Source organism: Methylobacterium sp. A54F (genome assembly GCF_053346035.1).
This window is the reverse complement of sequence record NZ_JBKFBF010000012.1, coordinates 40,897-52,755: the sequence shown is the minus strand read 5'-3', so window position 1 is coordinate 52,755 and position 11,859 is coordinate 40,897. Positions and strand designations below refer to the sequence as shown.

Genomic DNA, 11,859 nt, shown 5'->3' with positions numbered 1-11,859 from the left:
TTGAGTATATACAGGAATTGTCCGCTGGCAAGAGATTTCTGTATATACCAGCCGTAGGGCGGGACCGATGCGCAACTGGCCGAAGACGCTCCGGCCCGCCTCGTTCCGGGGCGTGCCCTTCCACGTCGAGGAGGAGGCGCTCCCGAAGACCGGCCGCCGGATCGCCCGACACGAGTACGTCAAGGCGGAGGTCCACGCGACCGAGGACATGGGGCGGCTGCCCCGCGAATTCCGGATCCGCGCCTACATCGCCAACGACGGGGCGGATGCGCAGGCCAGGGCGCTGATCGAGGCTTGCTCGACCCGCGGCGCCGCGACCCTGGTGCTGCCGCTGTTCGGCAGCCACCAGGTGCGCTGCGAGGGCTGCGGCCCCTCCCACAAGAAGGATGCGCTGGGCTTCGTCGCGTTCGAGCTCGACTTCATCGAGGCCGGGCAGGACGGCGCCGGCTTCCCGGCGATCCCGCTCGGCGACCGCATTGCGGCCGGCGCCCTCGACGGCCTCGCCGACCTCGTCTCCGACGCGCTCGACGCCCTGCCATTCTGAGGACGCCCGATGGCTGACATCCCGAGCGGCTCCCTCGCCGGCGCCGCTGTGTCGGCGGCCGCGCTCGCCGGCATCGTCGCAGATCTCGCCGCGACCCTCCCGGCTGCGGCGGCGGTCGCGACGAGCGTGGCGACCTCCTGCCAGCGCATCGTCCGGTTCGGGGCACCGCGGCTGCGCACGCGCGCCGACCTCGCGAGCCTCGGCGCCGAGCTCGTCTCCGACGTCCAGGCGCTCGCCCGCGCCGTTGAGCCGGGCGATGCCAGCGCCGGCCTCTACGCCGCGGCGGCGCGTGCCACCGGCGCCTTCCCGCGCTCCGCCTCGCCGGCGCTGACCCGGCAGTACGGGCTCGCCCGGGCGCTTGCCGCCAGCGTCGAGGTCGCCTGCCTCGGCGAGGCCTTCCTGGCTGAGGCCCGGACCGCCTTCACGGACCGCCGCGCGGCCTCCGAGGCGCGGGCCCGCATCGCGGCCGCTTACGACGCCGCGGGGGACCGCATCGCCGCGACGCTCGGCCAGGCGGTCCTCGGCGTGCTCGGCACCGCGGCCCGCGAGTGCTCCGCCTACCTCGTGCAACGCGCCACCACCCTGCAGCCGGTCGTTCAGGTCTCGGCCAACCGCGCATTCCCGTCGACGCTGATCGCCTGGGACCTCTACGGCGACCCGGGCCGCGCCGACGAGCTCGTGCTGCGCAACCGCTGCGGCACGCCCCTGTTCATGCCGGCCACGATCGAGGCCGTCGCGCCGGACGCCACCTGATGCCCTTCGTCGAGGAGATCGTCAGCATCCTGGTCGACGGCTACGCGCTGATCGGCTGGCAGGAGGTGTCCGTCGACCTCTCGATGGAGTCGGCGGAGATCTCGTTCGACCTCACCGCCACGAACCCGTCCTGGGGGCCGGAGGCGATGCGCCTGCGCCAGGGCAAGGCGATCGAGCTGCGCACCACGCCCGCCGCCGGCGGCGCAAAGCCAGGCGGCGGCGACCTGCTCTGCCAGGGCTACGTCACGAAGTACAACGCCAAGTACGGGCCCGGGAACAAGAAGGTCGTCAGCCTTTCGGGCAAGTCGAAGGCCGCCGACGCCGTCGACTGCCACCCGGTCAAGCACAAGACCGGCCGCATCGAGAACAAGACCCTGCTGGAGGCCGCGCGCGAGCTCGACGAGGTCCGGTGCGGCTTCGTCTCGGATCAGAAGCTCGCGAAGATCGATAAGATCCAGCGCCAGCCCGGCGATACGATCTTCCAGACGATCGAGCGGGAGGCCCGCCGGGTCGGGATGATGCTGCAGGGCCTGCCCGACGGCTCGATCAACATCACCCGGGCCGGCACCAAGCGCCATGCCGGCGCGCTGGTGCTGGGGCAGTCGCCCGTCGAGGAGATGGATGTCGCGATCAACTGCGACCAGAAGTTCAGCCCCATCGTCGGGCGCGGCCAGCGCGCCGGCGGCGTGGGCAAGGATGCCCTGCGCCTCGAGGCGCGCGAGACGGACGAGAGCGTGGGCCGCAACCGTCCGCTCCTGGTCCTGCCCGAGGGCGACTGGTCGAAGAAGGAGCTGAAGAAGCGCCTGCGCTGGGAGCGCCTGCGCCGGGCGGGCTTCGGCACCACGATCAAGCCGAAGGTCTCCACCTGGCGCGACGAGGCCGGGAAGCTCTGGCTGCCCGGGCTGCTGATGGCGCTCGTGTGCGATCCCGAGATGATCGACGCGGACTACACGCTCTCCACGGCGAACCTCCGCCAGGGGGACGAGGGCACGCTCGCCTACCTCACCTTCGTCGACCCGAAGGCGCAGGGCGGCAAGGCCGGGATGGGCAAGTCCGACGCGGTGTTCGATCCCGGCTCCGACGTCGACGAGGACGAGGAATGAGCCGCACGCACCTCTTCCGGGCCGAGCTGAAGGAAACGAACGACGACGGCGATCTGCAGACCGGCAGCGGCTACGGCTATGCCGGCGAAGAGCTCGACAAGGTCCACGTCGTCCGCCAGCACGGCCTCGCGAGCCACGCGCCGAAGGGCTCGCACGGGATCGGCCTCGCCGGATCGGGCGAGCGCAGCCTCGTCGCCTTCCTGGGGCTGGAGCACCAGGACAAGCGGCCGAAGAAGCTGAAGGAGGGCCAGACGGTCCTCTACGACGCGGCCGGCAACGCGACGCGGATGCTCGGCGAGGACGGGGTCTGGCACGATGCGGCCGATCGCCCGCAGAAGATGACCGGCAAGACGATCGCGATCACCGGCCAGGACAAGGTCACCATCACGGTGGGCGGCACCACCGTCACCGTCCGGGCCGGCCGGGTCGATCTCGGCGGCGAGGGCGGCTCGGCCGTCATGACGCAGGCCGGCCCCTCCTCGGTCGTCTTCGCGAAGGTCTGAACCGGCGGCGCCCGCCGCCCGGGAGCCGAACCCCATGCAGCTCACCCTCACGCCGCTCGCCGATGCCGGCGTGGCGGTGCTGCCGCCCGACGTCCTGTTCGACGGGACCGTCGGCGACTTCGCGATCTCCGAGCGCCCCGAGGACGGCGGCGTCGGCGGCCTCGTGGCCGCGAACCCGCTGCGCACCGCCGCGATCCTGCTGCTGTTCACCGACGCCCGCGCCGAGACCTGGGAGCTGCGCTTCGAGCACCGCGGCGACCGCCGGGGCTGGCCGGGCGATGGCTTCGACGTCGACACGGCCGGCGGCGAGGCGCCGCTCGGCTCGAAGCTCTGGATCTACCGCCGGCACGAGCTGACGGACGAGACCGGCCGCGAGATGGCGGCGGAGGCCGAGCGCGCCCTGCAGCCGCTGATCGGCCAGGGCGCGGTGGTGCGCATCACCACCGCAGCCACCGTCGATAAGGCCCGCGGCCGCGTCCTGCTGCAGGTCGCCCTCTACGGCCGCGACGGCCGCGCAGTCTACGCGCCGCAATTCGACCTGCTCTGGAGACGCGCCGATGGCCGGCTATAGCATCCGCCCGCTGGCCGAGCTCGGCCGCGAGGCGCGCGCCTTCTTCACGCAAAGCATCCCCGGCGCGGTGGCGAGCGTCTGGGCCAACAGCTTCGTCGTCATCGGCAAGGTGCTGGCGCTCCTCAACTTTGAGCACGAGCTGCGCCGGCGCTGGCTGTACCAGCAGATGTTCGCCTCGACGGCGGCGCGGGAGTGGCTGATCCGGCACGGCTTCGAGGTCGGGCTCACGATCGATCCGCCCGCACGGGCGATGGGCACGATCACCTTGGCCGCCGCGCAGTACACGGTGGTGCCGTCCGGCCTGCAGTTCACCCGGGCCGACGGCGTCACCTACACGACGATCGCGGGCGCGACCGCCACCACGAACAGCGTCAGCCTGCCCGTCCAGGCCGATGCGGCCGGGCTGATCGGCAACTGCGAGGCCGGCGAGGATCTCAGCCTCGTCGACGAACCGATCGAGGGCCTCGACACCCTGGCGAGCGTCGATCCCGGCGGCCTCGCCGGCGGCGCCGACGAGGAGGACCTGGAGGTGTTCCGGGCCCGCGTGCTCGCCCGCCGGCGGCGCGCGGCGCAGGGCGGCTCCTCGCCCGACTACGAGACCTGGGCCCGCGAAGCCCTGGCGCAGGTCGACCGGGTCTGGGTCGACAGCTTCGCCAACGACCAGCGCTCGGTCTGGGTCGCCTTCACGGTGACCGACCGGCCGAACGGCATTCCGACGGAAGGCCAGCGCGCGCTCGTGCAGGCTTACATCTCCGATCCGGTCCGGCGCCCCGTGACGGCCCGAGCCTACGCGGTGGTCCCGACCCCGCTCGCCGTGCCTGTGCTGATCCAGGGGCTGACCCCCGACACGATCGACATCCGCACCTCGGTCGAGACGGAGCTCGCCGCGACCTTCGCCGATCGCGCCGAACCCGGCCGTCCCGACGGCTCGGGCCTGTTCTCGCGCTCCTGGCTCGACGAGGCGATCGCCCGGGCCACCGGCGAGGAGCGCCACGTCATCGTCGCGCCCGCCGCCGACATCCCCGTCGAGCCCGGCCAGATGCCGGTGCTCGGCGCCGTCACCTACACCGATTGAGGGCGCCCCCGATGTCCGCCGATCCGATCGACCTCGAAGTCGTCAACACCGGCACCTACGACGACGACGGCACCGGCGATAACCTGCGCGGCGCCTTCGACAAGGGCAACACCAACGCGCTCACCCTGCAGAACCACGCCAACGACCGCGACAACCCGCACGGGGTCACGGCCCATCAGACCGGGGCCTACACGCAAGGCGAGGTCGACGCCCTGATCGCCGACCTCGGCACGATCTCGGACCTGCTCTCGCTGCTCGGCCAGATCAATGCCATCGCGACTCCGATCCAGGCGGCGGCGACGGCCATCGACAGCGCGCTGGCGACGGTGCAGGCCGCCGTGACCGCGACGGGGGGCGATGCCGCAGCGGCCCACACCGACCGCCTCGCGGCCGATGCCACGATCACCACGACGCAGGGGTATCGCGACCAGGCGCAGGGGTATCGCGACCAGGCTCAGGGCTACGCGCAGGCCGCGGCCGGCTCGGCCTCGACGGTCGACGGCACCGCCTTCATGAAGCGCGACGGCTCTCAGGCCGCGACCGGCGAGCAGATCCTGGCGGCCTCGGCCGCCGGGCGGGCCTCGCTCCGGATCCCCTCCGGTGTGGATCCCACCACCCCGGTCGAGGGCGCGCTCTGGAACGCGGCCGGCGTATTCAAGGCCTTCATGGGGGGCGTCGCCCGCAGGATCCTCGACGACACCTGGTTCGGAACGGCCGCGCAGGTGCTCGCCAACGCGGCCAACAAGGTGCTCTCGGTCGCCGCGCTCTGGGCGGCCCAGGTTCCGGTGACGCTGACCTGGGCGGCGACGATCACGCCCGACGCCTCGACCTTCCTGAACGCGAGCGTCACGCTGGCCGGCAACACCACGCTCGCCAACCCGACGAACCTCAAGGCCGGACAGTCGGGGCTGATCCGCCTCGTGCAGGACGCCACCGGCTCGCGCACGCTGACCTTCGGCTCGCTCTGGAAGTTTCCCGGCGACAAGCCGATCGCCTCGACCGCGGCCGGGGCGGTCGATGCCCTCGCCTACTACTACGACGGCACGAACCTGCTCTGCTCCTACCAGAAGGCGTACGCGTAATGCTCGGCGGGCTCCACGCGATGATGCTGGGCGGTGCGGCCGCCCTCTCGGCAGCCTTCGCGCCCGCCCTCGGTGCCGGCGCAGTCTACTCGAACGGCAACCGCACCGTCGGCTACGACAACGCGAGCGGCGCGCCCTACGCGCGCTCGCAGGCCGCCCGGTCGAGCGGGTCCGGCAAGTACTCGTTCCGGTTCGTCACGACGGGCGCATTCATTGTCGGACTGTCAGGCTACGCCGCGAACGCTGCCAATGTCTGGACCGACACCGTTCCGGGGCAGTCGACGGGAGGGGGTGGGCTGTCGGTCTCAAGCGGCGGCGGCGTCAACGTCAACGCTGTTGCGGCCACCAGCATCCCGGCGACCAGCGGCGCGGCGGTCGTGGACATCCTCCTCGACACCGACAACCGTCGGGCCTGGATCGTCGTCAACGGCACCCTCTACCCGTCGGGCTCGAACCCCGCGACGCCGGCGACCGGCTACAACCTCGGGGTCAACGGCGACAATTACTGGGCGCCCGGCTGCAACCCCGCCTACAACGGCGTGACGGTCACCCTCGACACGTCGGTCTCCCGCTATGCCGGCTTCGCGGCCTGGGGGCTCGGCGACCACGAGTTCATCCAGTCTCTGCCCTTCATGACGAGCAACACTGCGCCGTCCGGCTACACGGCGCTGGCCAAGTCCGAGTACGACTCCCGCTACATCGCTGCGAACGCCTTCGATGGGGGTTCGGCGGACTGGGCCAACGCCGGCAACGTCACGACCTGGTGCCAACGCGGGTTCCCCGCGCCCGTGAAGATCGGCGCGCTGATCATCAACCACCGCGAGGCGGCCGGGGCGACCCTCCGGTTCCTGGGATCGAACGACGGGACCAGCTTCACCGATCTCGGGACCGGTGTGGCGACCCAGCAGGGCTACCCGACGAAGTACCTGATCGCGGCCGCCAAGCGCGCGAAATATTCCTACTTCCGCGTGCAGATCGAGAACGCTGGTGGGCCCAACCCCGGCATGATCGAGTGCACGATGCTGCAATCCCCCTGAGGCCCTCGTCGCTGCAAGGGCCATGACCTCGGCTGGGCCGGGACCGACGCGGCCGCAGGCGGAGCATCACACTGATGGCCTTGGCATCGAGCACCACGCTCACGGCGGACAGCGCCCGGATCCGCCTCGGCGGCCCTGACGCGCTCGCGGCGGGATGGCCCTGCGCCATTCTCTCGGCGACGCCGCCCTCGATCGCCGATCGCCAGTCGAACCCGACCGGCGACGACCTGCTCCCGGCGGTGCTCGCGCTCACCCCGCGCGGGCCGGCCTGGGGCACCGACGAGGCCGGCGACGGACGCGGCGCCTCGCCGGTGATGCGCTTCTTCTGGACGGCGGTCGCGAAGTGGGCGGCCGACCTCAACGCCCGCGACTTCGCGCTGGCCTCGCAGGTCTTCCCGAGCGCCATCACCACGGCGCTGCCGGACTGGGAGCAGGAGCTCGGCCTGCCCGACGCCTGCCTGCCCTCGCGCAGCGCGATCGCCAACCGCATCAACGCTGTGCGGGTGCGCTTCGGGGCGATCGGCGGCTCGAGCCCCGAGTACATGCGCTGCCTCGCGGCGAGCGTCGGCTACGACGTGCTCGTCGAGGAGCCGACTCAGGCGATGTGCGACCAGAGCGAATGCATCGCACCGGGGCTCGTCGAGGGCTTCTTCTACGCCGACGAGAGCGAGTGCGACGGCGGCGGCCTCGTCGAGATCTATGCGCTCGCCGACGACTGCGAGTGCGACTGGACCCCGGTCGAGGACAGCCGGCAGCTCGTCGAGCGCGAGGGTACCCGGGTCGAGAGCTACGCGAACGGCGCGGCGCTCGCCTTCGGCGACGAGGTCGCGGGCGAGACCCTAGAGGCCTGGGGCTTGTGCGATGACGCGGCCTGCGACGACACCCCGGTCGAGGCCTACGACTTCGACCCGAACGGCACGATCTGGAAGTTCTGGGTCGCCACCGTGACGAGCCTCGGCTCGACCACCTTCCGGGTCGACGAGGCCGAGTGCGCCTTCGACCCGATCGAGGGCTTCCTCTCCGCTAACGACCTCGAGTGCGTGCTGAGGCGCGCCTGCCCGCCGTCGACGCAGCTGATCTTCCGCTACCTGCCGACCGCCTGAGCGGCCGGCCCGCTTCCTCACCCGCTTCCCGACCCTGCCCGACCCGTCACGGCGAGCCCGAGCGCTCCGCCGGCCGACGGCACGTGCCTGCCGCCTCCGGAGACCCCGATGCTCTACAATGCGCCCACCGGCTCGCTCGACCCGAACGCGGCCTTCGTCGGCAAGAACCTGGCTGCCGGGCAGCAGGGCTCGCGCATCCCCCCGAAGGCGGTGGAGATGCCCCAGCGCGAGATCGTCAACGCGATCATCGAGGCCGGCATCAGCCCGACGAACGACGACCATAAGCAGCTCCTGAAGGCGATCCGCTCGGGCCAGTTCTCGACCTTCCTGACGAGCGGCACGGCCAACGACCTCGTCATCACGCCGATCACGCCGCACACCAGCGTGTATCGGGGTCTCGGTTTCCGCGTCTTCCCGACGCTCCTGAACACCGGCCCCTGCACGATCACCACGAACAACATCACCAAGCCGTTCGTGCGCCGAGACGGCACGCCGCTCGCGGCCGGCGACCTCGTCCCGAACATTCCCCTCGACGTGTGCTTCGACGGCACGGCCTACCGGCTGATGGGCTTTGCCATCTCGGAGGTCTCGAAGAACGTCGCGGCCGGCTTCACCACCGTCTGGGTGCGGCCCGACGGCGACGACACCAACGACGGCTCGGCCAACCTTCAGACCAAGGCCTTCAAGACGATCACGGCGGCCTACCAGAAGGCGATCCTCGCCTTCGGCATCGCGCAGCCCCTCATCCTGCAGCTCGGCATCCCGGGCACCTACCCGGGCATGGCCAAGGGCTACCGTACGGCCGGCGATCTCACGATCCTTGGCGACGAGACCAACAAGGCCTCCTACATCATCTCGGACCAGGGCAACGCCAGCCAGGCACACGCCGCCGGCGGCTCCGGCCAGATCACCTTCCGGGGCCTGACCTTCCAGTCGAGTGGGGCTGGCAAGACCACCTTCGCGGTGGGCTCGAACGCCTACGTGCTCCTCTACAACGTGGCCTTCGTGTCGCTCGCCACCGGCGGCGGCTTCCACATCGTGGCCAACGACGGCGCGATCATCGGCGTCGGCGACGGCTGCTTCTTTTCCGGCAACATGGGCGGCCTCGTCCAGGCGAACGGCGGCATCGTCTCGCTCGGCGGCCCCGGCTTCACCTTGTCCGGCTCGCCGGCCTGGAGCGTGGCGGCGGCCTACGCGAAGTCGGCGGGCAAGATCTACGTCGCGCCGGGCATCAGCTTCAACGGTGCGTCGAGCGGCAACCGCTACCTCTGCGCCAGCAACGGCCTGATCGATACCAACGGTCAGGGCAGCACCATCCTGCCCGGCTCCGGCACGGGCTCTGTCTCGACGGGAGGCCAGATTGTTTAAGTCCATCGACCCAGTTGACCATTACTGGCAGCGCGACAACGGCGACCTGTTCGGCTCTGCGCGCGCGACGATCGTCCGCGATACGGATCCGGACTTCCTCGCCTGGCAGGAACGCGACGAGGTGACCGGGGGCACCGGTCGTCCGAGCATCTGGCCGCGCGACCCGATCACCGCTGCGCAGACCATGGCAGGCTTGCAGGCGGTGCTCGCGCCCTTCGGGCTCTTCGCCTCGCTCGAGACTCGCAAGGCCGCGCTGAAGGCCGAGATCGACGCCAGCGCCGAGGCCTTGCGTGAGCGCCTGATGACGCCCGGCGCCGGTCAGGCGATGGAGTACCAGGAAGCGCAGACGCAGGCCCTCGCCGCGCTGGCCGCTCCGGCGACCGCAACCGCCGAGCTGTACCCGATGCTCGCGGCCTCGGTCGGCCTCGACCGCGATCCGGATACCGGTGCGCTGGCCACCGACGTGCTCGGCGTCGCCCGTTCGATCAAGGCGGCCTACGACGCCTGGCTCGTCGCCGGCTCCGCGATCCGCCGGGCGCGCCTCCAGGGCAAGGCGGCGGTCGATGCCTCGACCACCGTCGACGGCGCCATCGTGGCGGCCGCTTCGATCGCCTGGCCGAGCCTCGGCTGAGGCCCGCCGCCCATCCGGCCTGACGGGGCCGCCCCACGGGGCGGCGCTTCGCGTTCGAGGAGGCCTGCATGGCGACGACGTGGAGCCCGGCCGACAAGGCGGCTGGACTGACGCTCTCGAACGGTAACCTCTCCGCGAACTGCGGCGGCAACCAGTACGGTGTGCGGGCAACGAAGTCCTATCCCGCCGGCTCGAGGCTCTACTTCGAGTACACCGAAGGAGACACAACCTTTCTCGGCAGCTGCGCCGGGATCATGACGCCGAACTTCAACCTGACCGCACTCAACACGGGATACACCTACTATCCGTATAACGGACAGAACACGGGACCGATAAGTCTCGGCTCGACGCTCCCCGACGGTAGCTACCCGGACTACCTCGACCATTCCAGCCCGCCGGCTGCACCGCGCATCATGGGTATCGCCTTCGATGAGGCGGCCCGGATGCTGTACTGCTCCTGCAACGGGGTCTGGCTGTTCGGCGGAAACCCCGCGGCCGGCACGGGCGGCTTTCAGGTCCCGGCAGGCCAGACGTGGTTCCCGAGTGCGATGCCATTCGACGGCGATACCGTCACGGCCAACTTTTCCGGCTCGCCTGCCTACGCTCCACCAACCGGCTACGCCACCTTCGCCAGCCTCGATGCGCCGGCAGCAGGCACGGCCTATGAGGCGAGCATCAGCGTCGGCCTCCGGGGCGGCGCCGGCTTCCAAGCGCAAGCTGCCGTGGCAGGTAGTGCAGCGCTCGGGTCTCGATCCGGTGTCAGCGGCGGCGCCATCATCCTGTTTCAGGGACCGGTGGGGCTCGGGGTCCGGCCGGGCATCGTCGGTCTGGCGGCGGCGCAGCTTGCGGGCAGCGTGACCGTCGGCGCGGCCCTGGGTGCCCCGAAGACGGCTGCTGCCGCCGGGGTTGTTCAGGGCGGTGCGGGCCTGGGAGTCGCCGCCTCAGCGGCCGCCTCCAGTGCCCTGACGGCCTCAACGGCCGTGAACCTGGGCGCCGGGCTCGGGCTCCAGCCCATGGCCGCCCTGACAGTCTACGCCGCGCTCGCGCTGGCGGTGGCCCAGGGGCAGGCTGCGAGCGGGCGCCTGACGATGGAACAAGCCCTCCCCCTGGCGCTCGCGGCAGGGTTCGGGGCCAGCTCCAGCATCACGGCCACGCAGGCAGCGGTGCTGGCGGTCGCGCTCTCCGCGGTCGCGGACAGCGGCACCGACCCGCGCACCTACGAGGCCGCCGTGACGATCGCCGCTGCGACGCTCGCGACGGTGGCGGCGCAGGCCCGCGGGGACGCCAGCCTCGCGGTGGGCCTCCAGGCCAGACAGTCCAGCACGGCGGCCGCCCAGGTGGTCGCAGCTTTGAACCTCGGGGCGGTCATCGGCCAGACGGCCGGCGCCGCCCAGCGGATGGAGGTTGCGGTCAACCTGCCGGCGGCGCTCGCCGAGCACCTGGCATCGGCCCTCGTGACGGGGGCCGGCACGGTTCTCGGGGCAGGCTTCGGGCAGGCGACCGCTCCGGCGGTGGCGGCCCGAACCTTCGAAACGTCCGTCCAGCTCGCGGCCTCCGTCCTGATGGCCGCGAGCGCTACGGGGCGGGCGGAGCCCACGATCCGCCTCGGGGTGGCTCAGGGTACGGGCGCGGCCTCCACCGCCTCCCTGGAGGCGGTCGCCGCGCTCGGGGCGCTCGCCCGGGAAGCCGCAGCGTCCGCGCTCACCATCACGGCGGGCGTGACGATCGTGGCGCAGGCCAGCCTCACCTCCGGGTCCACCCTGACGGTGGAGGGCTCCATCAGCCTCCCGGCAGCCTCCGGGCTGGCGACGGGCGCGCTCGCGGCGCTCGGGGACGTGGTGGCCTTCCGGGCCACCTTCGACCCGGCGGCTGCCTCGACCCTGACCACGGACGCGGCGGTCCAGCTCGCGGCGCGCGCCGCCCTGGGCCTCGCGGCCGGAGCCACAGACCCGCTCATCGTGCAAACGACCCTCCGGGGCGAGCGCACCGTGAGCATCACCCTCGCCGGCCTGCGGGATGGGACGCGCACCCTCGCCGGCACGATGCAGCTCGAAATCCGGCTGCAAGGCACCACGCGCTAAGGGCACCA

At 71.6% G+C, this 11,859-nt stretch carries 12 protein-coding genes; all 12 read left to right on the top strand.

Going from position 1 to position 11,859, the window contains the following annotated elements; all coding sequences use genetic code 11:
- Positions 1–67: 67 nt before the first annotated feature.
- The 12 genes from ACLBXP_RS19135 (at position 68) to ACLBXP_RS19080 (ending at position 11,851) form a co-directional block, all read left to right on the top strand.
- Positions 68–544, top strand: coding sequence for a DNA circularization N-terminal domain-containing protein (locus ACLBXP_RS19135; RefSeq protein WP_447669347.1), 477 nt, complete (start codon positions 68–70; stop codon positions 542–544).
- Positions 545–553: 9 nt separating this feature from the next.
- Complete coding sequence (locus ACLBXP_RS19130) at positions 554–1,297, top strand: hypothetical protein (RefSeq protein ID WP_447669345.1); 744 nt, start codon at positions 554–556, stop codon at positions 1,295–1,297.
- The gene (locus tag ACLBXP_RS19125) at positions 1,297–2,400 is read left to right on the top strand and encodes a phage baseplate assembly protein (RefSeq protein ID WP_447669343.1); all 1,104 of its coding nucleotides are present in this window, start codon (positions 1,297–1,299) and stop codon (positions 2,398–2,400) included. The genes ACLBXP_RS19130 and ACLBXP_RS19125 overlap by 1 nt, the downstream gene beginning before the upstream one ends.
- Entirely contained in the window at positions 2,397–2,903 is a 507-nt protein-coding gene (locus ACLBXP_RS19120; RefSeq protein WP_447669342.1) for a phage baseplate assembly protein domain-containing protein, read from the top strand. The genes ACLBXP_RS19125 and ACLBXP_RS19120 overlap by 4 nt, the downstream gene beginning before the upstream one ends.
- 34 nt (positions 2,904–2,937) lie before the next feature.
- Complete coding sequence (locus ACLBXP_RS19115; RefSeq protein ID WP_447669341.1) at positions 2,938–3,474, top strand: phage GP46 family protein; 537 nt, start codon at positions 2,938–2,940, stop codon at positions 3,472–3,474.
- Entirely contained in the window at positions 3,461–4,549 is a 1,089-nt protein-coding gene (locus tag ACLBXP_RS19110) for a baseplate J/gp47 family protein (RefSeq protein WP_447669340.1), read from the top strand. Before ACLBXP_RS19115 ends, ACLBXP_RS19110 begins: the two co-directional genes overlap by 14 nt.
- An 11-nt stretch (positions 4,550–4,560) precedes the next feature.
- Positions 4,561–5,631, top strand: a complete 1,071-nt coding sequence (locus ACLBXP_RS19105; RefSeq protein WP_447669339.1) for a hypothetical protein — start codon at positions 4,561–4,563, stop codon at positions 5,629–5,631.
- Entirely contained in the window at positions 5,631–6,668 is a 1,038-nt protein-coding gene (locus ACLBXP_RS19100) for a discoidin domain-containing protein (RefSeq protein ID WP_447669338.1), read from the top strand. Before ACLBXP_RS19105 ends, ACLBXP_RS19100 begins: the two co-directional genes overlap by 1 nt.
- A 74-nt stretch (positions 6,669–6,742) precedes the next feature.
- The gene (locus ACLBXP_RS19095; RefSeq protein ID WP_447669337.1) at positions 6,743–7,771 is read left to right on the top strand and encodes a putative phage tail protein; all 1,029 of its coding nucleotides are present in this window, start codon (positions 6,743–6,745) and stop codon (positions 7,769–7,771) included.
- A gap of 108 nt (positions 7,772–7,879) precedes the next feature.
- Positions 7,880–9,139: a hypothetical protein gene (locus ACLBXP_RS19090; RefSeq protein ID WP_447669335.1), complete on the top strand. Its 1,260-nt coding sequence runs from the start codon at positions 7,880–7,882 to the stop codon at positions 9,137–9,139.
- Complete coding sequence (locus tag ACLBXP_RS19085; protein ID WP_447669334.1) at positions 9,132–9,770, top strand: hypothetical protein; 639 nt, start codon at positions 9,132–9,134, stop codon at positions 9,768–9,770. Before ACLBXP_RS19090 ends, ACLBXP_RS19085 begins: the two co-directional genes overlap by 8 nt.
- A 68-nt stretch (positions 9,771–9,838) precedes the next feature.
- Positions 9,839–11,851, top strand: a complete 2,013-nt coding sequence (locus ACLBXP_RS19080) for a hypothetical protein (RefSeq protein WP_447669333.1) — start codon at positions 9,839–9,841, stop codon at positions 11,849–11,851.
- The last annotated feature ends 8 nt before the right edge of the window (positions 11,852–11,859 follow it).

Coding starts and splice junctions, on each gene's coding strand:
- ACLBXP_RS19125 (WP_447669343.1), top strand. CDS start 1,297: ATGCCCTTCGTCGAGGAGATCGTCAGCATCCTGGTCGACGGCTACGCG.
- ACLBXP_RS19105 (WP_447669339.1), top strand. CDS start 4,561: ATGTCCGCCGATCCGATCGACCTCGAAGTCGTCAACACCGGCACCTAC.
- ACLBXP_RS19080 (WP_447669333.1), top strand. CDS start 9,839: ATGGCGACGACGTGGAGCCCGGCCGACAAGGCGGCTGGACTGACGCTC.
- ACLBXP_RS19115 (WP_447669341.1), top strand. CDS start 2,938: ATGCAGCTCACCCTCACGCCGCTCGCCGATGCCGGCGTGGCGGTGCTG.
- ACLBXP_RS19110 (WP_447669340.1), top strand. CDS start 3,461: ATGGCCGGCTATAGCATCCGCCCGCTGGCCGAGCTCGGCCGCGAGGCG.
- ACLBXP_RS19100 (WP_447669338.1), top strand. CDS start 5,631: ATGCTCGGCGGGCTCCACGCGATGATGCTGGGCGGTGCGGCCGCCCTC.
- ACLBXP_RS19095 (WP_447669337.1), top strand. CDS start 6,743: ATGGCCTTGGCATCGAGCACCACGCTCACGGCGGACAGCGCCCGGATC.
- ACLBXP_RS19135 (WP_447669347.1), top strand. CDS start 68: ATGCGCAACTGGCCGAAGACGCTCCGGCCCGCCTCGTTCCGGGGCGTG.
- ACLBXP_RS19090 (WP_447669335.1), top strand. CDS start 7,880: ATGCTCTACAATGCGCCCACCGGCTCGCTCGACCCGAACGCGGCCTTC.
- ACLBXP_RS19130 (WP_447669345.1), top strand. CDS start 554: ATGGCTGACATCCCGAGCGGCTCCCTCGCCGGCGCCGCTGTGTCGGCG.
- ACLBXP_RS19120 (WP_447669342.1), top strand. CDS start 2,397: ATGAGCCGCACGCACCTCTTCCGGGCCGAGCTGAAGGAAACGAACGAC.